We start from the raw sequence: 26,013 nt of genomic DNA, 5'->3' as shown, positions 1-26,013 counted from the left end.
AGTTTTTGTTTCAGGTCAGAGTTAATATGAAAGGCCAAAATGGTCCATTACTTCATGGTAGGTCATTTTGTTAAAGTTCATTGTCTGTCCGTTTTTAGTTGTGGTACTGCTGGCAGGGATAATCACATATCTAAAATCCGTGAATACACCAAAGGCGGTGGGGGAGTTATCAACTGAGCGGGCGATAAAGATGATTTCGCCCAAAGTTTCCGGCACTGTAAAGTAATAGGTTTGGTTGTTGAACACTACGGGAATAGCAACTACTGAAATTCCATCACGCCCATATACCAAAACGGTTCCAGAATTTAAAATATCGCTAGTAAATGCTTCATCTTCAATATTAAACTGTGTATAGCTTACAACGTTATTCGAAAATTGTTCCGGTATCCATTCAGAGGCGATTACATTGGCATTTCCATCTTCTCCAGGTTCACCTTGGGGTCCAGTTGGTCCTTGTTCACCCTGTGCCCCTGTCGGACCTTGCTCACCTTGGGGACCGGTTGCACCCGCCTCACCATCTTCTGCGGAACAGCCGATGAATAAAGAGGCCAAGAGTATAATAATTGTTGTTTTAATAAATAAAATTGAGGTTTTCATTTTTAAGGTTGTAATTAATTGTTCTGTTAAAGGCTTACGTTTTACTGGGAATCATTCTTTGGAGAAATGTGTGTTCTTGACAATTTTGTTTTGGTTCATGATTTTTAGTAGGTACTTCCCTCTTTTTAGTTTGTTCACATTTAAATAAATCTCAAAGCGGGGAACTTCATCTAGTGTACCTTCATACCTCTTTTTTTTCATGTTGATATGAAGTTTTTTTGTTAGTAATTGGCAAGGTGGAATACGTTTGTGACTTACACTGCCAACCTTTGAAGCAAACTTAATGGTGTGGGGGACAGGGGTCTATGAATTATGTATCAAAGCCTGTGAAATATGTAACATAACGACTGTTTTCCGATCAGGAAGAATTTAAAAAGTCTTGTTCTTACTGAATTCAGAAGGGGAGAGGCCATAGGTTTCCCGAAAGCATTTGGTAAAATAGGAATGATCGTTAAAACCTACTTGATATCCTATTTCTGAGATGTTGACATTGCTTTCCTGTAAAAGTTTAGCTGCCAGTTTAAGCCGTTGTCCGCGGATAAATTCCGAAGTGGTCTGTCCGGTTAGGGCCTTTAGTTTTCGATGTAGTTGCATTCTGCTCATACCAATGGCAATTGCAAAGGCCTCCGCATTAAAGTTGGAAGATACCAATTGTTGGTCCAGAATATTTTGTAGCGACTCCAAGAACCGTTGGTCGTAGGAATCAATGGAAATATCCTTGGGGGTTAGGATTACTTCTTGACTAAATCGTTTTTGTAGTTTTTTACGGCTCTCCAAAAGGTTTTTTATCGTTTGTTTCAAAACCTTGTTGTTAAATGGCTTGGTCAGGTAGGCATCTGCCCCTATCTCCAATCCTTCCAGTTGGTTTTCATCACCGGTCTTGGCCGTGAGCATAATAATGGGAATATGGGAGGTAGTATCGTTGGTCTTACAATTCTTGGTAAGTTTCAGACCATCCTCTTTTGGCATCATTAAATCTGTGATGATTAGATCGGGCACCTGCTTTAATGCCTTTTGAAATCCGATTTCCCCATTTTCGGCACTAAGAATATGGTAGTTTTCCTGAAGAAGGGAAGAAACATATGTTCGTATATCCTCATTATCATCCACAATTAATACGATGTCCATGTTCTCATCACTTTTCGAGATGGATGCTTTGGAATCCATGATAGGGATGACTTCATTTTTCTGATGGGGCGGTTTTTGGGTTGTCGGTTTGGAATGCATGTCTTTCTCATTTGCTGAGAAGGCTTTTTCGTGAACTGGAACCTTTATATAAAAAGTTACGCTGTCAAGATCACTTTTTACATCTATTTTGCCCTTATGAAGTTCTACAAGCTCTTTGGTGAGGGCTAAACCAATACCCGTACCGGGCTCATCTTCGTGACTTCGGTGAAATCGGTCGAAGATTTTTTTGAGCTTTTCTTGCGGAATGGATTTCCCTGTATTTTTAATGGATAACAAGAGGTTGCCATTCTTAATATTTGCGCTTAGATGGATTTCGGCATTTTCAGGACTATATTTTAGTGCGTTGCCCAAAAGGTTCACGATAATTTTTTGGAGCACATCGGAATCATACCAATAGTTGTTTTTATCTATGGATATATCACTATTGAGCAGTTGCGACTTTTTGTTGGCTTTGAAAGAAAATGATTCCACAAGGGATTTTAGAAAGGGAGTCAACAACCCTTGCCCAACCCGTAATTTGTAAAAATTGGACTCCAGTTTGGAAAGGTCCAGCAATTGGTCCACCAATGTGGTCAGCCGTTCAGCACTGTTTTTCGCAATGGTCAGGTTTTGTTTTTCTTCCTTGCTCAGAAGGGTATTTTCCAGCTGTTGTTCCACCGGGCCCTGTATCAAGGATAATGGAGTGCGCAGTTCATGGGAAATGTTGGCAAAGAAATTTGATTTGGCGGTGTCTAGCTCCATTAACCGTTTATTGGTCTTTTGACGGTTGCGGTAGAGCAGAAATAGAGAAAGGGTGACCAATGAGATAAGCACAATTCCTCCCAAAAAAATATGTTGTTGATTTTTTTTGCGCTCCTCGGCCAGTTCACTCTGAGACTTTAGCAAAGCGATTTCCTGCTCTTTTTTTTGTGTTTGGTATTTGGCCTCTAGGTCCAATGCAAGACTTTTTTGTTTTCGGGTATCCAAAGAATCTTGATGCACCAAGGTTTGGCTATAGAACTCGGTGGCTTTTTCAAAATCCCCCGTTTTTCTGTAAGCCTCGGCAAGTGAGCTTGTAATACCCAATAGAATGCCACTATGGCCCGCGTCGGAAACTTGGAAATAATCATATGCCTTTTCCAAATATGGGATGGCTTCTTGCTGTCTGTTAATTCTTTGAAGGAAACCTGCATGGACACGATTGGCATTTGCGATTTCTTCGGGGTTTTCCGCCTGTGTCAATAGGTCGAGTCTTTTCTTGTAATAAAATTCGGCTTGCTCGTAATTGTTGAGGTCCGTCTCAATAATACCAAGGGACCAATAGATGTCCGCTACCCGTTTATTGGAGTCCATACGTTCAAAATAGGCCAAACTTTTTTTAAAGTAGGGGATAGCTTTTTCATATTCCCGTCGTTGCCCATAAATATTGCCCAGCATTATATAACCGAAATGTTCCTCTTCAGGATTTCCGATTTCCGAAGCTATTTTTTGGGCACTGCGGAAATAACGCTCTGCTTTCCCAATATAGGATGTGTCCTGTACGCTGTAGGTTCGCAACAGTACCTTTCCCAGATTGAATAGTGCATTTACCACGTGAGAGTTTTTTTCATCATAGCGCTCGGAAATGGAATCTATTTTTTGATAGTGGTCAATGGCATCAATGTCTTCGAACTTTGAATAATGGACATTGCCCAGTGAAAGCAAGGCGCTTGTCATTACCTCTGGTAGTCTGTTGGCACTCGCCAAGTTCATTGCTTGCTTGGCATAATAGGTTGTGGAATCGTAATCGCCCTTCCTGAAATATAGATGCGAGATTTTGCTCTTTGCCTTTCCCAAAAGCAGATGGGAACCTTCTCTTTTTGCGATTTCAAGATTTTGAAATGCAAGCTGGAGCGCATCATCATATTTTGATAATTTGGATAAGGAATCCATTTGTGTTTGATGGACCAAAAATTCTTCAGGAATATCTTGACCAAATGATGAAAACCATATTGACGTAAGAATAAAAGCTAAACCTTTTTTAATCATAAAATCAATTTTTTTCATCGACCTGATGGATCAAGTTAAATAAAATTCCATTTCACAACCGCCCTCCATGTTGATGTGCTGCAAAAACAGGAACTCTTTGGAAGTGTACGTTGTTAGCGTTGATTTTTGCTTTGATCCTTTTTCACTATTTCTCTGATGGGGACTCCATCTATCAATACATCCTTTAGCACGGCATCACCATTTTTGATTTGAACCAGGGCATATGTGGTTTTTGAGGTATCTATTTGAGATTCCCTATATGTGACCTCTGCATCATAGGCCTTGGACTCTTCCATATAATACCTATTAAAAGGGTAGTCTATGGTCAACTTGTTTTCACCGTTTCCGGAGAGAAACCATACTTTGGCCTTAACAAAATCGATAGAGTTGTCCGGCGTTTGTTTGGTAATGGAGTCTATTTTTGCAAATCCGGATGCGTTGGTAGTAAGCAGTACATATACTTCCTCCCCTCGTGTCCACTCCATCTCACCACTAACTTTATAGGTGTTCTCTTCAAAAGTCAGGGTGATGTATTTTCCCCTGAAAGGATCGTTGGGGTCTATGGGTGCAGTCTTAAATTTATATTCTTTGCCATCTTCCAATATGCTTTCCTGGTTCCATATCATCTTGGCAGGAACATAAAGTTGAACCAATGCGACCAGGGCAAAAATGAGTATGTGCTTATTCTTGCTAGTCATTTCCCTGTCTTTTTTGAATCATTCTATAGTTGGCAAAAAAGAATCCCACACCAACAGATATAAATAGTAATCCACGGATTACAAAACTTAGGTCGGTATCAAAAAACCGGCATACGATCAATGCAGCTATAATAAGAAGACCGTAGTTGAGAATGCCCAAATGGTTCCGGTTGGAGCCATCCCGAATCGTTAGGATTCCAATGGCAAAGACCAAAAAGTTTATCAAGAATACCGCTATGGGTGAAAATGTTCCTATAAAGAACACAGGTATAAACAATAGGAAAGCAGCCGAAAAAGGAGAGATGCTTTTATTCGATGACGATTTAAACCGTTCATACACAAACACCATGGCTAATACGGTCAAAATGATGGTAATGATAAATTCCGGAGCAACACTAATTTCACTCAGGAACATATCTTTTTTAATGAGATGTTCCCAAAACTCATTAAAGCTTAAAATCAATAAAATGATAACGGTCCCCAAGCTTCCCAATAGGGTGTAGGCATTTTTTGTGGTTCTATCAGGGAGGAATTTACTTGTTCCGAAAAGATAGAACAGGCCAAATAAAGAGGTGTATGCCAAGAACATGAGTTCGTCCATTTGTTTTGAAAAAGTACCCAGAACCACAGTAAGGGACAAGGCGACAAACCAATTATGAAAGCGGACAAAGTTGCTATGGGGACTTTTCTTTAGTAAAAGATAATAATGTGGAACAATAGCAGCAAGCATCAGCCAAAAAACATAGGGAGAATCAGTGGGGTAGTCCCAATATCCAGTTTCGCTTGCGAAATAGGTTATTCCAATAATGTAGAGCAAAGAAACCATTGAAGATCTCATTACATAAACAAGGGGCAATGTCAAAATCATCCAGGTCAGCAGATATGAGCTTAAATCACCGGGAATATTATATATCTGGCTGATTAAAGCGATGCTAGCGCCTACTGCAAAAAACAAAAAAACAGCTGAACTTTCTTTCCAAACAACGTTTTGATGCTTTTTTAGTAAGGTGAACGAGCATAGGGCCTGTCCGACCAATAGAGGAAGAAATGCGGCCCCTGTTTTTAGCCCACGGGGCAGTTCATCCCAGTTATGCGCAATTATGAGGATTATGCCCAGCCCCACCAAGATGGCTCCCAAAACACCAAAAACCAAAAAAAGCTTATTGGTGGATGTATCGTTTCTGCCTTTGTAGTACGATTCTATCCTTGTCGCGGTATCCTTGGAGATTACCCCGGCCTTTTCAAGTTCTTGCAGGTCGTTGAGAATACTCATAGTCCTGGGTTTGTAGGTTAAGAGCTGTGTTAGATTAGGTTAAGATACATAATTATTGTAAAGTCGGTAGAATGATTTAATCTTTCCTATAAGTTGCTTTTCTGTGTTCTTTCCCTTTTTTTAATATCAACTTCAGGTTAACATCATTTTTGGTCGATAAAATCGCCCCAATTTTGAAATGCAAAGATTTTTTTTATAATTTTTCCATACAATCACAATAGTTATATAACTTAGGATAAGTAACCAACAATACCATGGACAACCTCAAACGCGTAATTGTAGACTATAAAAAACTCACCTCCGAGGTACTCAAGCTTTTGGTGGAAAAATATCCTGATGGATATGGGGACGATGATGTCATTAACTTCAAGAATATAAAGGGAGAATATATAGAGGCCGTGGAAGTATCCACCGAGGATACCAAATATCTGGTAAAGATCAGTTCTAAACTGGAACGCACCATGGCCGATTTTGACGAGGATGATAATGAGGAAGATAATTTTGATTCTGAGGGCTACGAAAAAATACCTGAGGAAGATGAAGACTTTTCAGATTCCGATGATGATCCGGATTCGGATGGTGATTCCGACTCTGACGAAGACGAATAATCCTTAACCCTTCAAGTTGTCGAGCATTTCTTTAGTGGTCTGTTCCAAGTTGAACTTCGGCTCCCAACCCCACTCGTTTCTTGCTTCCGTATCGTCAATGCTACTGGGCCAAGAATCGGCGATTTCCTGTCTAAAATCCGGAGCGTAGCTAATATCAAAAGCAGGGATATGTTTCTTAATGCTTTCGGCCATTTGCTCAGGTGTAAAGTTCATGCCTGCCAAATTATAGGAAGACCTCACTTTTATTTGCTCCGATGGACTCTCCATTAAATCAATGGTTGCTCTAATGGCATCGTCCATATACATCATGGGAAGTTCTGTATCGCTCTTCAAAAAGCACTCATATGAACCTTTTTTAAGTGCTTCATGATAAATCTCCACGGCATAATCGGTGGTGCCGCCGCCGGGCATCGTTTTCCAGCTGATCAAGCCAGGGTAGCGCACACTTCTAACGTCCACACCATATTTTTTGTGATAGTATTCGCACCACCTTTCGCCCGATTGTTTGCTTATGCCATACACAGTACTTGGCTCCATAATTGTACTCTGCGGAGTATTGGTTTTAGGGGTGTTCGGTCCAAACACAGCTATGCTGGAGGGCCAGAATACTTTGGAAATCTTTTTGTCCTTAGCCAAATTCAGGACATTGAAAAGAGAGTTCATGTTCAGGTTCCATGCACGCATTGGGAATTTTTCTGCCGTAGCACTGAGCATGGCGGCCATTAAGTAAACTTCATCGATCTCGTAATGCATCACCACATCTTCAATTGCCCCATAGTTGGTGGCGTCCAAGAGCTCAAAAGGTCCTGACTGCATCAAGGCGTCCCCACCCTCGCGAATATCACTTGCAATTACATTATCAGCACCGTACTTGCTTCTAAGTTCAAAGGTGAGTTCCGTTCCTATTTGGCCACAGGCGCCAATAATCAATATGGGCTTATGCATTAAAAATGAAGTTAATTTGGTTCGAGGGCAAAGATACCCTTTATTAAAATTTGTACATTCGCTTATGCAAAAATTGTTAGGTATTCTTGTTCTGATAGTGCTTCTAAATGCCTGTAAAAAGGTTGAGGAAGCTCCTGTTGAGGTAAATACAGAGGAGTTGGAGTTTAACTATCAAAAAATGCCCGAGAAAATTGAAATCAATCCCGAAGCTGCTGCTATAGTAGCTGATTGGCAACAGTTCAAAGATTTGAACAGTAGTGTCGATGTGCTTTATAAAGCAACCAACAATGAAGATTTGGCCCTTGCCATAGATGATTTAATAGAAAAGGAGAAGAAACTTGAAGCTGGAAAATATCCTGAATTGTTCGATTCTTTTCAAGTGAAGAGCAGACAAATGGTGATGCGCACTTTTCTCTACAAAGCAAAGACCAGCATCATGGAAAATCAACCGACCACAGAGCCCACCATAAAGGTGTTGGAAGCATACAATTCCATACGTAAGCAATTGAATGTGATCATGAACAGCCAGTTGGATAAAAAACTGATTCTAGATGAAACATAAGATTCTTGTCTTGGTGCTTTTAACGGTATCAGCGACCCTATTTGCGCAGAATACGGAGAAGGATAAAATCAATGATGTGCTGGACAGTTGGCACCTTGCTGCGGCAAACGCGGATTTTGAGGCCTATTTTGATAAAATGACCAGGGACGGTGTGTTCTTGGGAACCGATGCCATGGAAAACTGGCAGAACGATGAATTCAGGGCCTTCTCCAAACCGTATTTTGACAGGGGAAAGGCCTGGAGCTTTATGGCGGTGCAGCGAAATATTTATGTAGGCGAGTCTGCCGATTTTGCCTGGTTCGACGAATTGTTGGATACCCAAATGAAAATTTGCAGAGGTTCCGGGGTGCTTAAAAAAATAAATGGGCAATGGAAGATTGCCCATTATGTATTGTCAATAGCTGTACCCAACGATAATGTGGCAGAGCTAGTCCAAATCAAGGAAGAAAAGGACAATGCGTTACTCCAAGAGCTAAAAAAGAAGCAGTAGCTTAATTTTTAGTCGCTTCAGAAGTTTCAGCGGCTTGTTGCTTTCTCGATTCCAAAGCTTGCTTGCTCAAACTTGCCAAATTAAAATTCGGGGCTATTTTCAGTGCTTCATCAATAGAAGCAATAGCGGCATCGATATTCTCTTTGTTCTGGTTAAAATCGGCCAATCCCTTTAAATGGTAGAAAGCCGCTTTTAGAGGAACTTCATAGGGTTGTTGTCTTTCATAAAAAGCATACTTCATTTCATCCGTTGCATTGGCAATACCATATTCTATATTTTTAACGGCTCCTTCCATGTCCCCAGTTTGAATTTTAAGGTCGGCCATTTCATAAGCCAGGTAAGGAGATGGGTTTCTGGAATTCAACTCCTCAAAATGTTCCAAAGCTCTTTTGGGCTGGTTCAAGGATTTTAGGGAAAAAGCCTTTACCTGTACAGCCAAATCCGAATCATCGGCATTCTTTTCAATGCCTATAGTGTTCAAGGCTTGCATGTGTTTGCCATTGTTCATGTAAACAAAGGCCAAGGTATCTCTTCTCTCTTTGGAAGGAGAAATCACGTTGAGGTGCGTCAATGCACTTATTACACCATTTACATCACCCTGAAGGCGCATTTCTTTGTAATAATCATTGTAGTGTTTTAGGAGCGCATCGTTTGTTTGGGAAATACCTGTAAAGCCCACAAATAGGAGCAAGAGGAATACAGACTTTTTCATTGATCTTCAATTTAGTGCGCCAAATCTAACAAATTAATCCCAACCCGCCTGTTAAGAATTCGATAAGTAAAAGGCTATGGCCCTAGGAATCAATTGCAGTTTGAAAGGTATGGCCTTTGCCCATAAAGTTTTTGCTCAGTACTATCTTCCCTTTGGTATCGGGTTCTTCGTCATAAGCGGGAGCGGGCAAGCCTCTCTTTTGGGCTGCTTCAAAATAATATATTTGCTTTTTGGGGTGATGCGGATATACACCGTTAAAGAGTTCTCCCCAGTATCCTTGCGCTAGAATGGTAGCAATCATATGAATGCAATCATGAAGGTGGATCAGATTTATTGGATTGTTTCCGCCAGTCAGGTTCTCCCGACCGGAAAGCATGGTGACGGGATGCCTATTTGGACCAATCAAGCCCCCAAACCTGATGATGGTAGTTTTGAATTGGTTTTCGTTGCAAAATAAGCTTTCGCATTCCACCAATTGTTTGCCCGATTCGGTTACGGGCTGTGTAGGCGATTCTTCGGATACTTCGCCTTCGGCATCCCCGTAAACGGCCGTACTCCCTACAAAAATGACATGGGCCACTTCACTCTTTTTGATTTCCGTGATGAGGTGCTTGATTTTTTCAACATAGCTTTCGGTTTGCTTGCCACGAAGTTTCGGCGGCACGTTGATGATTACTGTATCAAGATGGGAAAGGAAGCTTTGGATGTCGCCTTCAATTTCTTTTTCCGACAAACGAACCTTGAAGGGTTTGATTCCTTCGTTCTCCAAGGCAGAGAACTTATCGGATGATGTGGTGGTCCCGTGAACGTTGTATCCATCTTCAATTAATTTTTTCGCTAAGGGCAATCCTAGCCAGCCACAGCCCAAAACACCAATGTTTTTACTCAAATCGTAAAGTTTTAATCGTTAATATAGCGTCATTTAGAACAAATGGCATGGGAATACTGTTTTTTGGACGTTCCGGAATACTGAAGTCAGGATGTGTCAAAAGGTCGTTGGAGGCTTCATAAAGAGTAAGTTCCAGTACAGAATCCTTGGGAAACTCCAATTGTAGTTCCGTAAAATTATTGTTTGTTATGTAGTGTGTGACCAATCTGTTTTTCCTGTTTTCCAAGAAATGGGAGGACAACTCAATTTGGTTTACTTTGGCTTTCCCCAGTTTTATGGGGTTTGTAAAGACCTCTAAACGGTTTACATCTCTTTGTGGGGTTATGCAGATTTCAATCACTCTGTTTTCACCAACGATGGTATCCATTACCGTATCAATGTACGGCACAGGTATTTCTTTTTTTGGAGCATCGGCAACATAATTCAAATTGGTGCGGTATTTACTGGAAATCGTCTCTGCTTCGGGTTGCTTTTTATCCTCTCCAAGAAATTGACCGTTCCAATCAATCAGAACATTGTCGTAAGTGGCCCATTGGGAAGTGTTTTTGTCTTCATTGTAAACATATAGCAAGCTGCTTGGTTTTGGTCTTTTCTCGTTAAAGTCGGATTGGATATGGCTTGTGATTCCAAATGCGAAGAAGAGAAACAAACAGAGATAGGCCAAACGCCCTTTACTTTTTAGCTGGCCAAAAAATGGGAGTATCAGGAAGAACAACAGTGTTGTGAACAGCGTTGCGGCGACCATCATTTTTAAACCAAGGCCAACGGGGAACATTTTAATGAAAGGGGAATAAATGAGCACTGCGGGCAATGCCAGAAATACCATGAGGAACGGATTTGGTTTTTCTTGATTGACGGTCACCAAGAGTCCTGCCAACAAACCAAATAGAGGAATTATAAAAAAGCTGGCTCCTTTAAGGTAGTGTGCCACCAAGCCACAAATGATCAACCAAATAAATATGGGAGCAACCAATAAATTGGACGTACTTGTTTTTCGGAATTTGTGATAGGTGTAAAAGCACACGAAGAGCGAGAACATGACATACACCGCAATGTAGAGATGTCCATTGTAAGTGAATCCATGAAGCATATCCTTAAAGCCGGGATACCACCATGTAATGATGGACCAACAGAAATATCCCACAAGTCCGTTAACAACCAAAGTGATAAGAACCGGAACAAAGCCCTTGAAAATTTCCTTGATATTGAGTTTTTTGTTTTTGAAACCAAAAAATAGCAGCAGTACAAACGCAAGAACTGCAAAACCGAACATAGGCCAAATCCATTCAAAAGGGTAGGAGACCATCTTGTAAAAAGGAAGATTATAGTATACTTCATCGCTCAAACTTTTTAAGTTGTTCAAATCGGCATCACTAAAATGGGTGAGCAGGGGCATTAAGTAGCTGCCTTGGTGGGCAAGTGTGTTTCTGTCCAATCTTTCGTAGTTGTCCAATGCAGTATGGTAATCAAAATGGTCGTCGATAAATGCAAAATTGAAGCCTTCGATATCGCCGTCTTCCCTAAAAACAGTAAGGTCTGTATCGTTCGGGAGCATTTTGTAGATACTGTAGGCCAAGGAATTGGCCACGGGGTATTTTGGATTGGCCTCTTTGAATTCCTTTATCAATTTGGCATTGCCCCTATTGGTTTCGATAAGCATGTAACTGGGGCCACCGCTCCCCCGTGCCTCAAAATTAAGTACAAGGCCTACATCTTTGGCCCACGGGTGCTTGTTTACAAAAAGATCCGCTCCGTTAAGCCCAAGCTCCTCTGCATCACTGATGAGGATAATGATGTCGTTTTTGGGCGTCTTGTTCTCGCTCAAAAAGGCGCGGATTCCTTCCAAAATAGTCGCCACGCCGCTTCCTGCGTCACTTGCTCCGAAGGATGAATGTGGATTGCTGTCGTAGTGAGACAATAGAAGAAGTGCTTTTCCATCTCCACTTCCTTCTATTCTTGCAAGAATATTGGTTGCCTTGCTCAAGTTGCCCCAGTCACCAGCTGTGTACCCATTTTGAACTGTGGTCGTCAACCCCATTTTATTCAATTCGGAAATGATATAGTCTTTGACGCGTTCGTGCCCAGGGAAACCAACGGCATGGGGTTCCATAGATAATTGTTTTACATGCTCCAGCGCCCTGTCTGTGGAAAAGGCTTCCAGCTCAAGATCTTGGTCGGGGCTGTAGGAAGGCATCAAGGATTTAAAACTCCAGTATACGGCAAAAAGAAGGAGTAATAGGGTAAGGGTTCGGGAAAATTTCATGGCTTAGCGTTGTTGGTGATTAAATGTATGAAATTCTAAAAGGTTCTCATATTTTGATGTCAAAAATTAGGTTATTCGCTAAAAAAGTCTATATTTATTATTCAACTTTAAAATCTAACCATATGGCAATCAAAAGTTTTCAAGGCGTACGATGCAAAGAGGAGGCCAAGAAGAAATACAATGCCCCAATTTTGGTGGAGGATTACATGACCAAAAAATTGATCACCTTTTCTCCGGACCAGTCCATTTTGGAAGTGATGGAGACTTTTGCCAAACACCATATTTCTGGTGGACCCGTTGTGGACAACAATGGTTTTTTGGTGGGGATTGTTTCGGAGGCTGACTGTATGAAACAGATATCCGAGAGCAGGTATTTTAATCAACCTATTTTGGACAAGAGCGTGGAGCGGTTTATGACCAAGAATGTGGAGACCATCCCACACGATATGTCCATTTTTGATGCGGCAGGTGTTTTTGATAGGCATAATAGACGTAGGTTGCCTGTGATGAAGAACGATATTTTGGTAGGTCAGATCAGCCGAAAAGATATTGTGGTTGCGGCCCTCAAGCTTACTTCCCATAGTTGGAAATAATTATTCCCTTTTTACAATCATAAAATAGTCGTTGTCGAGGGGTAGATAGCCCAAATCGTAGACAAAAAAGTAGGTGCTTCCCTTTTTTGTGGTATATAGGTTAGTCAGGTATTCAAAATCGAACCCCTTGTCCAACAAACGCATTTTAGTGGTCTTGGTTTTGCCGTCCTTGAGAGGGAAACTGTCAAGAATCCTATAGTTTTTGCGAAGTTTGTTGTTGATGTTTCGAACAAGGTTTTTGCTGTCTCTGTTCAGTAGGTTATTGTATGCGTTTCTGCAATGGTCGGAACAGTATTTTTGATCGATACGGCCCAAGAGTTTTTCGCCACAGACCAAGCATTTTCTTTCGGACATAGGATAAGATTAGGTCACCACAATATCATACTTTTTTAATAAACCGATTAGCCCGCTCTCGCTGAAGCGGGTTTTCTTTAGTTGATTGATGGATGGGTCGATGTTGAAATTAATGGCTGAGGTAAAATCGGCCTGTTCGAGATTTGTATTTTCAAAAAGGGCATTTTCAAGGTCGCAACCAGAAAATCCTGCTTGCTTTAGATGAGCCTCTGAGAAATCAGTTTGATGGAGCTTACATCCATCAAAGATGATACGCGGCAAATCCATGCCATGAAAAGATGCCACCGAAAGATTGCACCCTGTACAATGTAGGGATAACAAAAGTTGGCTGCAAGTTTCAAACTGAAGCCCCACCATTTTACAGTCCATAAACGTCACTTCGTTAAAAGTGGTATTGGCAATATTGGTGTTGGTGAGGTCGCACCCTTCAAAAGTGCATTCCACAAAATTTTGGTTGTCCAAATACCCCTTGGAGAACAGGCAATCCACAAAACGGCAATTTTCGTAATCACCCTTGGGCAATTTTTTCTGTGTGTAATCCTCTTTTGTAAACTCCTGATCTGTCCAAAAGTTTGCCGACATGGTCTTGGGTTATTTGGTTACTTCATTCGGTTGTATGCAAAAAGCACTTCTCCGGTATTTCCATTTTCTTCGATAAGGACCCAAACATTGATTTGGTCCTCGCTTATTTTTTCCATGGTAAGTCCCTCAAAAAACACTTTGTTCGGTTCCAGTTTCACCAGTTTAAAATCGATGGTCTGGTCTTTTTCCTCCCAACCTCGCATATTTCCATCAAAATGTTTAAGCTGTAGTATAATGGAATCGTCCAATTGTTGAATGTGTCCCGATTCATAGAAGGAAACCTTGTCATCATTGACCAAACGAAAAACGAACATCATGGAATTGCCCATGGGGGCGCTCCAGATTTCTTCGGCAATTCCACCAAAGGCTTCGCCGGTCCAATGACCTTCTATCCATGCGACTTCCTCTAAATTGGCCTTGGGCGATGATTCTCCTTCGGAAAGTTGAAGCGTTTCCTGGGCAGAAACGATTCCTGCGCAAAACAGCAAAATAAGTTTGATTGATTTCATGGGTTGGTCAGTTTTTGATTGATAAAACCCTATCCATTAATTGGACAGGGCAAATTTTACGTTTACAGTGGTCTCCACTCTAATTTTTTCAAAATCGATGTCCAAAGGTTGTGCTTGTCCCATATCGGAAGAAACGGCTTTCATTTCCATCATCGGAGCTTGGTTGTATCGTGGATAATACTGTGAGTTATCGGCAATATGAATGGCCATTCCCACTTTTTGACCCAATGGTTTTGTTAGGGCCTCAGCTTTTTGCATGGCCTTTTTTACAGCTTTTGTTCTTAGCTCGAGTTCCAGTTCTTCCATTTTGGAGTACTCGGTTTTTTCAATGCTTGTGTTGGCGATGTCCAATTGTTCCAAGGCCACCATTACTTCGCCCAATTCTTTTCCAGAATACACTACCAACGAGTATTGCTTGCTTTTGAGCACCTCTTTTTGGCGCAAAAAATATTTTTTGAAGTTACTGCCCATGTCTTTGATGACAAGTTGCTTGTCCAAATCAATGCCCATGGCCTTAAAGCGCTGTGCCATTTGGTTTTCCTGCTCCTCTACGGAAACACGGCCTTTAGTATCCTTTTCTTGTATAATGATGTTCAGATAGATTTTATCCGGGGTCACCAGCGTGTCCACTTGTGAAGAGGTTTCCAGATAGGGAGTGTCCAAAAAGTTTTTGGATTGGGCAAAGGTTGTCATAGTAATTAAAGCTGTTGCTACAAAAATTATAGTCTTTCTCATGATGTAATTTTATTAAAGATAAATACTTCCGCCTTATGTTCAAAACCTGTGCCGTTTTGGATTTTGCTCCCTCGTATTGATTCAAATCTTTGGATTAACTCGATAAACTTGAGTACATTGTAGGGATGAAATTTATTTTGGCACCCGATAAATATAAAGGCTCGCTAACAGGACGCGAATTTTGTGAAACCGTTGCTCAAGGTATATATAAAGTTTTCCCAAAATCGGAAATTTTAAACATGCCCTTGGCCGATGGTGGTGATGGTACCATTGATGTGGTGGCCGATTATCTCAAGGCATCAAAGGTGAGCGTAAAGGTCAAAGATCCTCTTTTTAGGGAGATTACAACACAATATCTGCTGTCGGAGGATGGGCAAACGGCCTTTATCGAGATGTCTGAAGCCTCTGGCTACAAATTGCTTCAAAAATCCGAAATGGACTGTATGCACACCACTACCTTGGGCACCGGTGAGGTGATTTTGGACGCTTTGGAGCGTGGTGTCCAAATCATATTGTTGGGAATTGGTGGCAGTGCTACCAATGATGGGGGCATGGGAATGGCAAAAGCATTGGGCTATCAATTTATGGATGCCCATGGAAATGAATTGAAACCTATTGGGAAAAATTTGGGCCAGGTGAAGGAAATCCAGCAGCATAATGTTCACTCAAAGCTTTCAAAAGCTAAAATTCAAGTGGCGTGCGATGTGAGCAATCCTTTTTATGGAGAAAACGGTGCGGCCAAAATATATGGCGTCCAAAAAGGTGCTTCGGATGAGGATATCGAGTTTTTGGACAGAGGGTTGAAAAACTTTTCCGAAATTCTTAAAGCATCATTTGACATTGATGTCCAAAATATTCCAGGTTCCGGAGCGGCCGGTGGTGTTGGTGGGGGAGCGGTAGTTTTCTTGAATGCAGAACTGGTTTCAGGTGTTGATTTGATTATGCAGCTAGCCAATTTTGATGAAGCGTTGCAAGGAGCGGATTGGGTGATTACGGGAGAGGGACAATTGGATAGCCAGACCTTTTCTGGAAAAACCATCAGCGGAGTGATACGATCTGCAAAAAAACGAAAGGTTCCTGTTGCTGCCTTTTGCGGGTCGGTCGATGTCAATATGGAAGAGATGCAAGAAATGGGATTGGACTATGCCGTCTCTATTCTTAATCAAATAGGGAATCTGGATGACGCCAAAGCAAGTACGGTGGCGAACTTAAAATTGGCCAGTTACAATTTTGCCAACTTGGTAAAGCTTTCCAAAGGTCAACTCAAATAACTACGGGTCATTTTAAATTCCAACGAGGTTTTTACCGTCTTCCATTCGCTGTTCAAAATGGAGAACACAACGGTATCCCTTAGGTTACCTTCTTCATCTACCCGGTGGTTTCTTAAAATACCATCCTGTTTGGCTCCCAACCTTAAGATGGCATTTCGGGAAGGATGGTTGTGGAAGTGGGTTCTAAATTCAACCGCAATACAGTTTAAATTCTCGAAGGCATATTTGAGCAAAATGTACTTGCATTCGGTATTGATTCCTGTTCGCTGGACTTTTTTGGAGTACCAAGTAGCACCTATTTCCACGCGCTTGTTCTTGGCGTCCACATTGAGGTAACGGGTGGTTCCTACAATAGTGTTTGTTTTTTTGTTGATGATGGCAAATGGCAATGATTTTCCTGCTGCCTGCTCTGTTAAGGCGGTGTCCAAATAGGAATCTACGGTTTTGGGCGAGGGAACGGCCGTGTACCATAACTCCCAAAGTTTCCCATCAGATGCGGCAAAGGCCAAATCCACTTTGTGCGTTTTTTGCAGGGGAACCAATTTTACCAATTCGCCTTCCAATTGAAGGGGGCGTAACCAAGAATCCATAGGTTGAATTTAAAGTTCAAATATAAGTTTTAATCCATCGATTTGAACAAAGAAAAAGCCAGGGAAAACCCCTGGCTCCATCATCAATCAAAAAACGAAATCATATCAACTATTCCGATTCAAATTCCTCAATTATAAAGAAGCTTTTATCCTTCTTGTCAATGAGGTAATTGCTTTCCAGCACATTGTAGTGCATGGACCTATCGTCAACGTTAATATCAAAACCGTTATCGGTCTGTACCACCTCAAAGTTGTTCCTTTCGGAACCTTTGTATTTTAGTACCATATAATCGTCGTAATTAGGGTCTGAGTCACTATCTATGGCCACCAATTTGGTGACGTATGCGGAGGATGGTTTCCTATCTTGGTTCACCATGCCCTTGTCCTTACTGTCCAGTTCCATGGTATAGTTCCTTCGTTCCATCACCTTTACGCTATATTCCTTTTCCTTTCCATTTTCGGAAACGGTAAAGGTCTTTAATTGCGTAGTGGCCTTCATGACCCCGGAATTTTTATTTTGACCATAACCTGCAAAAGCGGTTAGGGTTGCTAGTGATAGTATGGTAATGAGCTTTTTCATAGTATAATTTTTATAGTTAATAAATCAGTTCGCTGAATGTGTGCTTCAACTATTTTAGGTAAGCGGTGAACATCCAGTGTCTTTTCTCCAACGCTGTCATAAATTCCGTTAGCATGTTCTCTGTGACCACATCGCCTGTTTCCAGTGCTGCATTTACGGCATCCAACATGCTATCATGGAGAATTTCGTAATCGTGCAATACTTCCCTGACCATTTCCAGTGCGGAAATATTTTTTTCCTGCTCTTTTATTTTTGAAAGCTCAAGGGTTTTTTTAAGCGAAAAATTACTTTTTACGCCAAATACACGGATTCTTTCGGCAACAATATCAATGTTTTCTTTTACCGTATTGTATTCGTTCTCGAACTCCTCATGAAGTTCAAAGAACTCTGGCCCTTCGATATTCCAATGGAAATTTCTCAGTTTATTATAGAAAACCTGATAGTTGGCCAAAAGAGTATTTAGACTTACTACTATTTCAGCAGTTTCTAAATAAGTGAATCCTAGTTTTTTAAAAGTTTTATTTTTTGCTTTAACAGCTTCCATATAATAGATTTTTTTGATTTGTTTTCTATAAAATTACATACCAACACGCGCGCGGATTGATTGAAATGATGTAAATATTGATGCAAAAGGTATGCGAGGATTCTTTTGGTGCTAAATTGGCCTGTGGCCACTATTGGGTAGGGGATAAGTAAGCTTTGGCTAGGCGGATTACTAAAAATCGTCTTTGTTTGGTGCTTTAACACAGTTGCGATCAGTCTGTTTCCTGATCGTCTATAATGAATCCTTTGCGCAATGAAAGGTATACGTCTGAAGAAATATCGGTAACATACTCTTTCTCACCGTTGAAAACCTTCTGGGGTTCTTTGTTTACAGGGTCATGTTCCTGTACATAAATGGTATCCGATTTATCATATAGCACCTTGCCCAAACTAAATCTTTTAACAACAATATATTTATTGATACTTCTGATTGACATGAACTAAGAAGTTATTGGTTAATTAATAAGACACAGTTAGCATTCTTAGGTCACTTTTAATTGTATGTAATTGTTTACATACGTTTACAAACGAAAGCAAACGATTACAAACCAAATAATACTTTCTGATGCTTCTAAGTTTGCCTCGTCGAGCAATGAAGTTCGATGGATACATGTTCAAATCTTAAATCTTAATTACTATGAACTCACTTAGAAACAAAGTACAATTGATCGGAAACTTGGGAAACGACCCGGAAATCATCACACTGGAAAATGGTGCCAAATTGGCCAAATTTTCCATCGCAACAAATGAATCCTACAAAAATGCAAAGGGCGAAAAGGTAACAGATACGCAGTGGCACAATATTGTAGCGTGGGGCAAATTAGCTGAAATAACAGAGGATTTTTTATCAAAAGGGAAAGAGGTAATGATAGAAGGGAAACTTATAAATCGCTCTTACGAGACCAACGAGGGCGAAAAAAGATACATCACAGAAATTAAATGTAATGAATTGTTGATGCTTGGAAAATAATCAAGTATTCCAATGGATAAAAAGAGGGGGGCATAGCCTCCTTTTTTGTTCGAGGCAGTAGGGTATAATTCTTTTTTGTTGTTATAAGGACAAACGCCAGAACTTTTTTCGAATGAACAACGTACATATAATAAATGCGAGGGATGAGATTAAGAGTTCAAATAGTAGCACTTTTTGCCCTAGGGGTAATCACTAAAATATCCGCACAGGATAATGAAATCCCTTTTTATGAAAAACAGGCTCGTAAGGATGCCCAACACGAACAATTGTCTGTTTTTTTCTCTATGGAGGATGAGAAGGATTTTTGGAAGGATCAAACAAGCTATGAAAATGATTTGGAGACCCAAGATAATGCGTCTTACCATATTTATATGAAAGCCAAACAGTCTGCCTACTCAGAGCACGCGCAATCGTGCGGGAATCATTGTGAGCATAGCGACTATTATTATCAACGAACCAGTTTATATTTTACCTATAAAGCCAAACAAGATATCTCGAAAGAGGCCTTTGTTGAGGCACAGCAAATAGCATCGCCCCGAATTTTGTAAACATAGATTTTAGTTAGTTGAAAAACGCCCCAATTTTGGGGCGTTTTTTTGTATGTAGTTTTAATTCTGACCTCCGTTACGCTCAGGTGAGCGTGGCTCTGGCCACTCCAATTGCTCGCCAGTTCTATTGCTAATCGGCAATACTGCTTTTTCTCGAGATGTTTTTTCAGGGTGCTCGCTGGCCATGTAGGCCAAAATAGCTGTTAAAATGGCATTGTTTCTTACATCATCAAAAATAATTTTGTCGTAAGTATCCCTGTTGGTGTGCCAAGTATAGTTCCAGTAGGACCAGTTCAAAGAGCTCAAACTAAAAGCCGGTGCTCCTGCTGCCTGGAAAGATGCATAATCCGAACCGCCACGTGCCGGTGTTCCGGGGAAGGTAGTTTCAATTTCATCAGTAATTTCTGTAGGCACTTCGTGAAGCCATTTACCCAAATAATCGTAAGCATTCAAAAATCCGCCTCCGGAAATTCGGACCACTCTTCCAGTACCATTATCTTGGTTGAATAGGGCCTGTACTCCCTCAACAATCTCAGGATTGTCTTCCACAAAGGCTCTGGACCCGTTAAGTCCCTGCTCTTCGCTTCCCCAATGCCCGACCAAAATGGTTCGCTTTGGGTTGGGATATGCTTTTTTCAGAATACGCATGGCTTCCATCATCACCAAGGTTCCCGTACCATTGTCTGTTGCGCCGGTTCCACCGTCCCAAGAATCAAAATGGGCGGAAAGAATCACATATTCATCAGGCTTTTCTGAACCTTTAATTTCTGCAATAGTGTTGAAGGTGGGCATTTTACCCAATTCTTTGGATTCTGCAACTACATGTAGCTGAGGTTTCTGTCCCGATTCAACCAAGCGATACAGCATCCCATAATCCTCCAGTTCCAAATCTATCGTAGGGACTTCTTTGGTGTAGGCCCCGAATATTTTGTTTACTCCAAAACCGTTTGACCAATACGAGGCAACGATTCCGACAGCACCTGCTTCTTCAAGGGCAATGGGTAAAGAACGTCGGTTCAATCCAATGTTGCCCATGTTTTGGTCCCACGCTTTGGATTGCTCTTCACGCTCATCCTTCATTTTTTCAAACGACTTTTCGGTGGCAAACTCTTCCCAGTTGTAATCTGGTCTTCCTGTAGGTTGTGGCATGGATATCATTACCAGTTTACCCTTAACATTCGGAAGCCAATTTTTGAATTCCATGGAGTCGGAAACTGTTGGTAGAACAACCAACTCCGCAGTAACCCCCTTTTTCGGTGTACTTGGGCTCCAAGCCAATTGCGTGCCCCTTAGACTTTGGACTCTGGGATGTACCATATCAATATGGCTAATGCCACGTTCCCATCCTTTCCATTCGCCCCATTGCTCGTTACGGGCGGGGATACCCCAACTCTCGTATTTTGCCGCGGCCCAATCGTGGGCTTTTTTCATTTGGGGAGTACCCACTAAACGAGGGCCAATACCATCCATTAGTTGATGGCCAAGAGTTTCCAATTGTGAGTTTTCGTTGGCTTCTTGAATAATTGCTTCAATAACCGCATCCTTGTCCTGTGCCAATATGGACATGCTGGAGACAAGGAGCATGGTAAGTAAAAAAGAGGTTTTTTTAATCATAGTTTCTAGTTTGCCCTAAAAATAGGACAAATACGGAAACCGAATGTGATTGAAAAAGGAATTTAAAAGAGGATAGTTAGGCTACTTTTTGCATCAGATCAAAGCACGGACACTTTTTACAGCGTTTTTTTTCGCTTTTCTTGTATTTTTCGCAGCACTTGGATTTTACTTTGCCGGTCGGGGGTAATTCCCGTAGCAAAGCTTTTTTTAGTTTCTTCTTTTCTTTTTTCTTCTTGCCCATTGCTGATGGTGAAATAGGGCACGAAAATAATTATTTTAAATCAATCTAAATAAATAATTAACACAATTAAGTCCCCAATGGTTTAAAAATGAAGAGAGAGGCCTAACGTGTTTGGTCCAAAGGAAAGATTCCAACTTACATTTTTTGGTTTTTGGTCATTATATTTTTCATCGTATTTGGAATCAAGGTACCTGTCGATGGACTCCACAATAAAAATACTCAGAACTGTGCTGAAGGCAACATCGGAGACCCAATGAAAATCATCCATTACCCTGACCAGTCCTGGAATCATACCAATGGTATACAATCCTCCCTTTACCCATGGGCTCTTAAACTGTTTGGCAATGGCATAGGCGTTGCTGAACGCCAACATCGCGTGGCCCGAAGGAAATGAGTCGTAATCGTACACACGGTCCAGGTGCAGTGGGTCGAAGGTTGCCGGACCTGCTCCACTTTTGGGACGGGCCCTACCAATGATACGTTTACTCACTTGTTGAAGAAAACCTCCGGCTGTGGCAGAGGAAATCAAGAGTACTCCGGTACGTCTCAGTTTTTCATTCTTGGTGAAGAGACCTGCTAGGTAAACTCCACCGGTAAGCATATAATTGTTTTCGGGACTTCCGTACTCATGGCCATAATCCATAATCACATCTGGAATGTCTTGGTCAAAACCGTTTTTCCAGCGGTTGAGCTCTTCATCAGCGGTAAAAAGGAGAAGTGTGCCCCCGGTCAAATAACCAAAATTGGCCCAATCGTTCCCCTGCCAGTGAAACGGACGGGAATAGGAATAACCCACTCCGCCGAACATATTGCCCACATCGTAGGTAAAGTTGTTCCAAAGATTTTTTTCTTTTTTTGGCTGTAATTCTTGACCTGTCACCTGAGAGGTCAGTAAAATAAGAACGAGGTATCTAAATGCTTTCATGGGGTTATAAACAAAAACAGTCGGCAAAATTACTCATAAATATCTTTTGCCAATCGAAAAGTATTGGCATGTGCCTCAACAATTATTTTGATATCTGGAGAATACCCGCCACCCATACTGCATTGAACGGGTATTTGCGAGTCATGGCAAGTTTGAAGTACAAAGCGGTCCCGCTCCTTGCATCCTTCCAAGGTCATGGACAAGGTGCCGAGTTTATCCGATTCCAGTACATCCACACCACAGAGATAAAAGATAAAATCGGGTTGGAGATGTTCCAATAATTCTGGTAATGTCTTTTTTAGTGTGGAAAGATATTCATCATCCGTAGTGCCTTTTTCCAAAGGAATATCAAGGTCAGATATTTCCTTTTTAAACGGATAATTGCCCTTGCCGTGTATGGAAAATGTAAATACAGAATGGTCGGTCTGAAAAATTTCGGCCGTACCATTGCCTTGGTGGACATCCAAGTCCACAATCAGAATTTTTTCGGCCAATTTATGGTTCAAAAGGTACTTGGCACCAATCGCTTGGTCGTTCAACATGCAAAAAGCTTCGCCCCGGTCGGAGTAAGCATGGTGTGTTCCTCCCGCAATGTTCATGGCAATGCCGTTCGCAATGGCAAAATCGCAACCTTTTATGGTCCCGTCGGCTATGATACGTTCCCGTTTAACTAACTCTTCACTCAAGGGAAAACCAATCTTTCTGGCTTCACTTTTGGAAAGTTGTAGGCCAACTAGATTTTTATAATAATTATCATCGTGGGCGGCCAAAATATGATGGTCTTCAGGAAAGGAAGGTTCAAAAAAGTTGTCTACGGAGCAAGTACCTTCATAAAGTAATTGTTGTGGCAGTAATTCGTATTTGATCATCGGGAACCGATGGCCTTCTGGCAAGGGATGTTTGTATATGGGATGGTAGGCAATCTTGAGCATTAGGCACCTTTTTTATGCAGTGCCAACTGTATGCGTTTTCTTGCCACGTCCACATCCAAAACTTTCACCACCACCTGCTGATGAAGACTCACATGTTCGTTTACATCCTTTACAAAAGTATCCGATAGGTTGGAAATGTGGATCAATCCACTTTCCTTGATCCCGATATCCACAAAACAGCCAAAGTTGGTAATATTGTTGACAATTCCCGGAAGCAACTGACCTTTATGTAAATCGGTAATCTCTTTTATATTTTGGTTAAAGGTGAAAACTTTGGCCTTTTCCCTAAGGTCCAATCCCGGTTTTTCCAATTCCTTTAAAATATCCTCCAAAGTCGGCATACCAATGGATTCGGTGCAGTAAGATTTTAGGTTGATGCCCTTAAGGGCAGAAGTGTTGCCAACGATTTCCTTTAGTGACACACCTTGGTCCTTCGCCATTTTTGAAACTAGGTTGTAGCTCTCTGGGTGCACGGCGGAATCATCCAAAGGATTTTCACCATTTTTGATGCGCAAGAAACCTGCACTCTGTTCAAAAGCTTTTCCGCCCAATCGAGCTACATTTTTAATTTCTTCGCGGCTTTTGAATGCCCCATTTTCATTTCTGTGAACAACGATATTTTCTGCAAGTTTGGGTCCAATACCGGAAACATAGCTTAAAAGGGGTACACTTGCCGTGTTGATGTTAACGCCGACAGAGTTCACACAGCTTTCCACCACCGTGTCCAAAGATGTCTTTAATTGAGTCTGGTCCACATCGTGTTGGTATTGGCCAACTCCGATGGATTTTGCATCGATTTTCACCAGTTCGGCCAAGGGGTCGGCCAATCGGCGCCCGATGGAAACGGCTCCACGAACCGTTACATCATAATTTGGAAATTCATCACGAGCAATTTTGGAAGCCGAATAAATGGATGCACCGGCTTCACTGACCACAAACACCTCAATCGGTTTTTTGAAGGGTATGCGTTTTACCAATTGTTCGGTCTCGCGCGATGCCGTTCCATTGCCTATGGCGATTGCTTCGATTTTGTAAGCATCTACCAACGAACTTATCTTTTTGATGGCTCCGGAACTGTCCCGCTGAGGGGGATGGGGATAAATGGTCTCATTGTGCTTTAAATCGCCCTGCTCGTCCAAACAAACTATTTTACACCCTGTTCTAAAACCCGGGTCAATGGCCAAGATTCGTTTTTCGCCCAAAGGAGCACCGAGCAATAGTTGCTTCAAGTTTTTGGAAAACACCTGAATGGCATCTGCATCTGCCTTTTCCTTGGCCGCTTTTAAAAGTTCGTTGGATAGGGATGGTAACAACAGTCGTTTGTAGGCATCCGCAATGGCCAGTTCAATTTGTTCTGCACAGGCATTATTTGTTTTAATGATGCGCCTTTCGATATTTTGAAGCGCCCTTTCATCATCTATCTCCACTTTTATTCGGATAAATCCTTCTTTTTCTGCTCGCATTATCGCCAAAAATCGATGGGATGGGCATCGGTTCAAAGGTTCGCTCCAATCAAAATAGTCGCGGAACTTTTGGGCCTTCTCTTCGTCTTTTTTGGTTTTGACAACCTTGGTCGTGATCAAGGCATATCGCTCCAACTGGCCCCGGAATTGGTTACGGATATCGGTACGCTCATTGACCCATTCGGAAATAATATGACGGGCTCCCTCGAGGGCATCGTCTTCGTTGATGACGTCCTTGTTGAGATATTTGGAGGCAATGTATTCGATTTCATCGCTCCGTTGCGCCATAATGATTTTGGCCAAAGGCTCCAATCCATTTTTTCGTGCGGTCTCGGCCTTGGTCTTTTTACTTTTTTTGAACGGAAGGTAGAGGTCTTCCAAACTGGTCATATCGGTACAGTTCAAAAACTTGGCTTTCAGTTCGGGGGTAAGGGCATCTTGTTCCTTAACAGCTTTGATGATGGCGGATTTTCGCTTTTCCAACGCCTCAAACTGGTTCTTGAATTCGACAATGGAACCGATCTGGACCTCATCCAAATTTCCAGTAAGTTCCTTTCGATATCGGGAAATAAAGGGAACGGTACAGTCTTGGTTTAAAAGCGAAACGGTGTTCTCCACACTTTGCTCTGAAAGATTGGTATGGCGGACGATATAGGGGACAAGTTGCATGATGTTTGTATAGTATTTATCACTTAGAGCGCAGTCGAGAAGTTTTTCTGTCCAAGTTTTTAATGTGGGTCTCGACTTCGCTCGACCTGACAGTTTCGGTCTCGTGTAACCGTCGGTTACTGGTTAATATGCGTTAATTTTCGGTTTTGCGCTTAACATTTTTGTAACACGTTTTTATTCAGTCCGTTTTTCAATTACTACTATTTTATATTTCGGCCAAATATTGTCATCTGGTCCGTCAAAAATCCGTTTTTGGCACCAACCTATTGGAAATAAGGTCATTTCATTCCAGTAGAAAGGGAAAGAGTTTTCTCCGAAGTCTTTGTGATTCCTTTCAAACCAAACTTTTCCGTGATTCTGTTCGATTGTCTCCATTATGTAAAATCCGAACTGAATTGCAACTCCATTTAATCCTTCGTCATTTTTGGTTGAAACATATTCATCGTGAATTTCCGATAAAATTTTTTCAACGTTTTTAATAGAATCATCAGTAAAGTCAAGATTTAATTCAAATATTTGTCCGATTTCGAGCGCGTATTTTATCATATCGGCTTTTAATTCGATTAGCTCTTGATTAGTTTTTTGTCCGCTCATTATTGTGGAAAATAGAATTGAAAGAAGTAATATTTTAAGTTTTGGATTTAATTTCTTTTGTTTGGTTA

Annotated in this window: 30 protein-coding genes; 7 read left to right on the top strand and 23 right to left on the bottom strand. The window is 41.3% G+C overall.

The genetic code is table 11. From position 1 onward, the window contains the following. Positions 1-21 precede the first annotated feature (21 nt). The 5 genes from GUA46_RS16890 to GUA46_RS00410 form a co-directional block, all read right to left on the bottom strand. Positions 22-597, bottom strand: a complete 576-nt coding sequence (locus tag GUA46_RS16890; protein ID WP_218109491.1) for a collagen-like protein — start codon at positions 595-597, stop codon at positions 22-24. Positions 598-648: 51 nt separating this feature from the next. Continuing rightward, positions 649-798 carry a hypothetical protein gene (locus GUA46_RS00425; RefSeq protein WP_159075780.1) on the bottom strand — a complete coding sequence of 50 codons (150 nt, stop codon included), beginning with the start codon at positions 796-798 and terminating at the stop codon, positions 649-651. Between the two features lie 168 nt (positions 799-966). After that, on the bottom strand, positions 967-3,792 hold the full coding sequence (locus GUA46_RS00420; protein WP_176618848.1) for a response regulator: 2,826 nt from the start codon (positions 3,790-3,792) through the stop codon (positions 967-969). Between the two features lie 113 nt (positions 3,793-3,905). Further along, a complete protein-coding gene (locus tag GUA46_RS00415) occupies positions 3,906-4,490 on the bottom strand; it encodes a GDYXXLXY domain-containing protein (RefSeq protein WP_108245362.1) in 585 nt (194 codons plus the stop codon). Then, positions 4,483-5,763 carry a DUF2157 domain-containing protein gene (locus GUA46_RS00410; RefSeq protein WP_176618847.1) on the bottom strand — a complete coding sequence of 427 codons (1,281 nt, stop codon included), beginning with the start codon at positions 5,761-5,763 and terminating at the stop codon, positions 4,483-4,485. Before GUA46_RS00410 ends, GUA46_RS00415 begins: the two co-directional genes overlap by 8 nt. Before the next feature lie 254 nt (positions 5,764-6,017). On the opposite strand from GUA46_RS00410, the gene GUA46_RS00405 reads away from it, so the two are divergent. Further along, positions 6,018-6,371: a hypothetical protein gene (locus tag GUA46_RS00405; protein ID WP_108245360.1), complete on the top strand. Its 354-nt coding sequence runs from the start codon at positions 6,018-6,020 to the stop codon at positions 6,369-6,371. 3 nt (positions 6,372-6,374) lie between these two features. Here the strand turns inward: GUA46_RS00405 and GUA46_RS00400 are convergent, their stop codons facing one another. Then, on the bottom strand, positions 6,375-7,316 hold the full coding sequence (locus tag GUA46_RS00400) for an NAD-dependent epimerase/dehydratase family protein (RefSeq protein ID WP_108245359.1): 942 nt from the start codon (positions 7,314-7,316) through the stop codon (positions 6,375-6,377). Positions 7,317-7,380: 64 nt separating this feature from the next. On the opposite strand from GUA46_RS00400, the gene GUA46_RS00395 reads away from it, so the two are divergent. Continuing rightward, positions 7,381-7,878, top strand: coding sequence for a hypothetical protein (locus GUA46_RS00395; protein ID WP_176618846.1), 498 nt, complete (start codon positions 7,381-7,383; stop codon positions 7,876-7,878). Next, complete coding sequence (locus GUA46_RS00390; protein WP_176618845.1) at positions 7,868-8,368, top strand: nuclear transport factor 2 family protein; 501 nt, start codon at positions 7,868-7,870, stop codon at positions 8,366-8,368. The genes GUA46_RS00395 and GUA46_RS00390 overlap by 11 nt, the downstream gene beginning before the upstream one ends. Position 8,369: 1 nt before the next feature. Here the strand turns inward: GUA46_RS00390 and GUA46_RS00385 are convergent, their stop codons facing one another. From GUA46_RS00385 to GUA46_RS00375, 3 genes are all read right to left on the bottom strand, one after another. After that, positions 8,370-9,080, bottom strand: a complete 711-nt coding sequence (locus GUA46_RS00385; protein ID WP_176618844.1) for a hypothetical protein — start codon at positions 9,078-9,080, stop codon at positions 8,370-8,372. Between the two features lie 82 nt (positions 9,081-9,162). Next, positions 9,163-9,969, bottom strand: coding sequence for an SDR family oxidoreductase (locus GUA46_RS00380; protein WP_176618843.1), 807 nt, complete (start codon positions 9,967-9,969; stop codon positions 9,163-9,165). After that, positions 9,962-12,232, bottom strand: a complete 2,271-nt coding sequence (locus tag GUA46_RS00375; RefSeq protein ID WP_176618842.1) for a M28 family peptidase — start codon at positions 12,230-12,232, stop codon at positions 9,962-9,964. The genes GUA46_RS00380 and GUA46_RS00375 overlap by 8 nt, the downstream gene beginning before the upstream one ends. A gap of 122 nt (positions 12,233-12,354) precedes the next feature. Between GUA46_RS00375 and GUA46_RS00370 the strand changes: the two genes are divergently transcribed. Then, a complete protein-coding gene (locus GUA46_RS00370) occupies positions 12,355-12,825 on the top strand; it encodes a CBS domain-containing protein (protein ID WP_108245353.1) in 471 nt (156 codons plus the stop codon). On the opposite strand, the gene GUA46_RS00365 is transcribed toward GUA46_RS00370, so the two are convergent. From GUA46_RS00365 to GUA46_RS00350, 4 genes are read right to left on the bottom strand one after another with little or no spacing between them, the layout of a single operon-like run. Next, positions 12,826-13,179 carry a hypothetical protein gene (locus GUA46_RS00365; RefSeq protein ID WP_108245352.1) on the bottom strand — a complete coding sequence of 118 codons (354 nt, stop codon included), beginning with the start codon at positions 13,177-13,179 and terminating at the stop codon, positions 12,826-12,828. Positions 13,180-13,188: 9 nt separating this feature from the next. Next, positions 13,189-13,761, bottom strand: a complete 573-nt coding sequence (locus GUA46_RS00360; RefSeq protein ID WP_176618841.1) for a pentapeptide repeat-containing protein — start codon at positions 13,759-13,761, stop codon at positions 13,189-13,191. Positions 13,762-13,778: 17 nt separating this feature from the next. Beyond that, positions 13,779-14,270, bottom strand: a complete 492-nt coding sequence (locus GUA46_RS00355) for a DUF6265 family protein (RefSeq protein ID WP_176618840.1) — start codon at positions 14,268-14,270, stop codon at positions 13,779-13,781. A 36-nt stretch (positions 14,271-14,306) separates the two neighbouring features. Further along, complete coding sequence (locus GUA46_RS00350) at positions 14,307-15,005, bottom strand: SIMPL domain-containing protein (RefSeq protein ID WP_108245349.1); 699 nt, start codon at positions 15,003-15,005, stop codon at positions 14,307-14,309. A 125-nt stretch (positions 15,006-15,130) separates the two neighbouring features. Between GUA46_RS00350 and GUA46_RS00345 the strand changes: the two genes are divergently transcribed. Continuing rightward, the gene (locus tag GUA46_RS00345; RefSeq protein ID WP_108245348.1) at positions 15,131-16,276 is read left to right on the top strand and encodes a glycerate kinase; all 1,146 of its coding nucleotides are present in this window, start codon (positions 15,131-15,133) and stop codon (positions 16,274-16,276) included. On the opposite strand, the gene GUA46_RS00340 is transcribed toward GUA46_RS00345, so the two are convergent. From GUA46_RS00340 to GUA46_RS00325, 4 genes are all read right to left on the bottom strand, one after another. After that, a complete protein-coding gene (locus GUA46_RS00340; RefSeq protein ID WP_108245347.1) occupies positions 16,264-16,866 on the bottom strand; it encodes a GNAT family N-acetyltransferase in 603 nt (200 codons plus the stop codon). The two genes, GUA46_RS00345 and GUA46_RS00340, sit on opposite strands and share 13 nt — an antisense overlap. A gap of 109 nt (positions 16,867-16,975) precedes the next feature. Further along, on the bottom strand, positions 16,976-17,446 hold the full coding sequence (locus GUA46_RS00335; RefSeq protein ID WP_108245346.1) for a hypothetical protein: 471 nt from the start codon (positions 17,444-17,446) through the stop codon (positions 16,976-16,978). A 49-nt stretch (positions 17,447-17,495) separates the two neighbouring features. Further along, entirely contained in the window at positions 17,496-17,990 is a 495-nt protein-coding gene (locus tag GUA46_RS00330; protein WP_108245345.1) for a Dps family protein, read from the bottom strand. Positions 17,991-18,201: 211 nt separating this feature from the next. Continuing rightward, a complete protein-coding gene (locus GUA46_RS00325; protein ID WP_176618839.1) occupies positions 18,202-18,426 on the bottom strand; it encodes a hypothetical protein in 225 nt (74 codons plus the stop codon). Positions 18,427-18,626: 200 nt separating this feature from the next. Between GUA46_RS00325 and GUA46_RS00320 the strand changes: the two genes are divergently transcribed. Next, the gene (locus GUA46_RS00320; protein WP_176618838.1) at positions 18,627-18,959 is read left to right on the top strand and encodes a single-stranded DNA-binding protein; all 333 of its coding nucleotides are present in this window, start codon (positions 18,627-18,629) and stop codon (positions 18,957-18,959) included. A 143-nt stretch (positions 18,960-19,102) separates the two neighbouring features. Beyond that, complete coding sequence (locus tag GUA46_RS00315) at positions 19,103-19,507, top strand: hypothetical protein (protein ID WP_108245342.1); 405 nt, start codon at positions 19,103-19,105, stop codon at positions 19,505-19,507. A 60-nt stretch (positions 19,508-19,567) separates the two neighbouring features. Here the strand turns inward: GUA46_RS00315 and GUA46_RS00310 are convergent, their stop codons facing one another. The 6 genes from GUA46_RS00310 to GUA46_RS00285 all read right to left on the bottom strand — a co-directional run bounded on the left by GUA46_RS00310 (position 19,568) and on the right by GUA46_RS00285 (position 25,945). After that, positions 19,568-21,121: a M20/M25/M40 family metallo-hydrolase gene (locus GUA46_RS00310; RefSeq protein WP_176618837.1), complete on the bottom strand. Its 1,554-nt coding sequence runs from the start codon at positions 21,119-21,121 to the stop codon at positions 19,568-19,570. 76 nt (positions 21,122-21,197) lie between these two features. Next, positions 21,198-21,362 (bottom strand): hypothetical protein, encoded by a 165-nt coding sequence (locus GUA46_RS00305; RefSeq protein WP_176618836.1) that lies wholly within the window; start codon positions 21,360-21,362, stop codon positions 21,198-21,200. An 82-nt stretch (positions 21,363-21,444) separates the two neighbouring features. Then, a complete protein-coding gene (locus GUA46_RS00300) occupies positions 21,445-22,287 on the bottom strand; it encodes a phosphatase PAP2 family protein (protein WP_176618835.1) in 843 nt (280 codons plus the stop codon). A 29-nt stretch (positions 22,288-22,316) separates the two neighbouring features. Continuing rightward, complete coding sequence (locus GUA46_RS00295) at positions 22,317-23,219, bottom strand: histone deacetylase family protein (RefSeq protein ID WP_176618834.1); 903 nt, start codon at positions 23,217-23,219, stop codon at positions 22,317-22,319. After that, positions 23,219-25,351: a Tex family protein gene (locus GUA46_RS00290; RefSeq protein ID WP_176618833.1), complete on the bottom strand. Its 2,133-nt coding sequence runs from the start codon at positions 25,349-25,351 to the stop codon at positions 23,219-23,221. The genes GUA46_RS00295 and GUA46_RS00290 overlap by 1 nt, the downstream gene beginning before the upstream one ends. A gap of 174 nt (positions 25,352-25,525) precedes the next feature. After that, positions 25,526-25,945, bottom strand: coding sequence for a hypothetical protein (locus tag GUA46_RS00285; RefSeq protein ID WP_176618832.1), 420 nt, complete (start codon positions 25,943-25,945; stop codon positions 25,526-25,528). Between the last annotated feature and the right edge of the window lie 68 nt (positions 25,946-26,013).

The organism is Flagellimonas chongwuensis (assembly GCF_013376415.1).
Classification (GTDB): Bacteria; Bacteroidota; Bacteroidia; order Flavobacteriales; family Flavobacteriaceae; genus Flagellimonas; species Flagellimonas chongwuensis.
This window is presented reverse-complemented; position numbering and strand designations above follow the sequence as displayed.

What these genes read in the sequence shown, in the direction of transcription:
- GUA46_RS16890 (WP_218109491.1), bottom strand. Translation starts at nt 597, where the DNA reads ATGAAAACCTCAATTTTATTTATTAAAACAACAATTATTATACTCTTG.
- GUA46_RS00425 (WP_159075780.1), bottom strand. Translation starts at nt 798, where the DNA reads ATGAAAAAAAAGAGGTATGAAGGTACACTAGATGAAGTTCCCCGCTTT.
- GUA46_RS00420 (WP_176618848.1), bottom strand. Translation starts at nt 3,792, where the DNA reads ATGATTAAAAAAGGTTTAGCTTTTATTCTTACGTCAATATGGTTTTCA.
- GUA46_RS00415 (WP_108245362.1), bottom strand. Translation starts at nt 4,490, where the DNA reads ATGACTAGCAAGAATAAGCACATACTCATTTTTGCCCTGGTCGCATTG.
- GUA46_RS00410 (WP_176618847.1), bottom strand. Translation starts at nt 5,763, where the DNA reads ATGAGTATTCTCAACGACCTGCAAGAACTTGAAAAGGCCGGGGTAATC.
- GUA46_RS00405 (WP_108245360.1), top strand. Translation starts at nt 6,018, where the DNA reads ATGGACAACCTCAAACGCGTAATTGTAGACTATAAAAAACTCACCTCC.
- GUA46_RS00400 (WP_108245359.1), bottom strand. Translation starts at nt 7,316, where the DNA reads ATGCATAAGCCCATATTGATTATTGGCGCCTGTGGCCAAATAGGAACG.
- GUA46_RS00395 (WP_176618846.1), top strand. Translation starts at nt 7,381, where the DNA reads ATGCAAAAATTGTTAGGTATTCTTGTTCTGATAGTGCTTCTAAATGCC.
- GUA46_RS00390 (WP_176618845.1), top strand. Translation starts at nt 7,868, where the DNA reads ATGAAACATAAGATTCTTGTCTTGGTGCTTTTAACGGTATCAGCGACC.
- GUA46_RS00385 (WP_176618844.1), bottom strand. Translation starts at nt 9,080, where the DNA reads ATGAAAAAGTCTGTATTCCTCTTGCTCCTATTTGTGGGCTTTACAGGT.
- GUA46_RS00375 (WP_176618842.1), bottom strand. Translation starts at nt 12,232, where the DNA reads ATGAAATTTTCCCGAACCCTTACCCTATTACTCCTTCTTTTTGCCGTA.
- GUA46_RS00370 (WP_108245353.1), top strand. Translation starts at nt 12,355, where the DNA reads ATGGCAATCAAAAGTTTTCAAGGCGTACGATGCAAAGAGGAGGCCAAG.
- GUA46_RS00365 (WP_108245352.1), bottom strand. Translation starts at nt 13,179, where the DNA reads ATGTCCGAAAGAAAATGCTTGGTCTGTGGCGAAAAACTCTTGGGCCGT.
- GUA46_RS00360 (WP_176618841.1), bottom strand. Translation starts at nt 13,761, where the DNA reads ATGTCGGCAAACTTTTGGACAGATCAGGAGTTTACAAAAGAGGATTAC.
- GUA46_RS00355 (WP_176618840.1), bottom strand. Translation starts at nt 14,270, where the DNA reads ATGAAATCAATCAAACTTATTTTGCTGTTTTGCGCAGGAATCGTTTCT.
- GUA46_RS00350 (WP_108245349.1), bottom strand. Translation starts at nt 15,005, where the DNA reads ATGAGAAAGACTATAATTTTTGTAGCAACAGCTTTAATTACTATGACA.
- GUA46_RS00345 (WP_108245348.1), top strand. Translation starts at nt 15,131, where the DNA reads ATGAAATTTATTTTGGCACCCGATAAATATAAAGGCTCGCTAACAGGA.
- GUA46_RS00340 (WP_108245347.1), bottom strand. Translation starts at nt 16,866, where the DNA reads ATGGATTCTTGGTTACGCCCCCTTCAATTGGAAGGCGAATTGGTAAAA.
- GUA46_RS00335 (WP_108245346.1), bottom strand. Translation starts at nt 17,446, where the DNA reads ATGAAAAAGCTCATTACCATACTATCACTAGCAACCCTAACCGCTTTT.
- GUA46_RS00330 (WP_108245345.1), bottom strand. Translation starts at nt 17,990, where the DNA reads ATGGAAGCTGTTAAAGCAAAAAATAAAACTTTTAAAAAACTAGGATTC.
- GUA46_RS00325 (WP_176618839.1), bottom strand. Translation starts at nt 18,426, where the DNA reads ATGTCAATCAGAAGTATCAATAAATATATTGTTGTTAAAAGATTTAGT.
- GUA46_RS00320 (WP_176618838.1), top strand. Translation starts at nt 18,627, where the DNA reads ATGAACTCACTTAGAAACAAAGTACAATTGATCGGAAACTTGGGAAAC.
- GUA46_RS00315 (WP_108245342.1), top strand. Translation starts at nt 19,103, where the DNA reads ATGAGATTAAGAGTTCAAATAGTAGCACTTTTTGCCCTAGGGGTAATC.
- GUA46_RS00310 (WP_176618837.1), bottom strand. Translation starts at nt 21,121, where the DNA reads ATGATTAAAAAAACCTCTTTTTTACTTACCATGCTCCTTGTCTCCAGC.
- GUA46_RS00305 (WP_176618836.1), bottom strand. Translation starts at nt 21,362, where the DNA reads ATGGGCAAGAAGAAAAAAGAAAAGAAGAAACTAAAAAAAGCTTTGCTA.
- GUA46_RS00300 (WP_176618835.1), bottom strand. Translation starts at nt 22,287, where the DNA reads ATGAAAGCATTTAGATACCTCGTTCTTATTTTACTGACCTCTCAGGTG.
- GUA46_RS00295 (WP_176618834.1), bottom strand. Translation starts at nt 23,219, where the DNA reads ATGCTCAAGATTGCCTACCATCCCATATACAAACATCCCTTGCCAGAA.
- GUA46_RS00290 (WP_176618833.1), bottom strand. Translation starts at nt 25,351, where the DNA reads ATGCAACTTGTCCCCTATATCGTCCGCCATACCAATCTTTCAGAGCAA.
- GUA46_RS00285 (WP_176618832.1), bottom strand. Translation starts at nt 25,945, where the DNA reads ATGAGCGGACAAAAAACTAATCAAGAGCTAATCGAATTAAAAGCCGAT.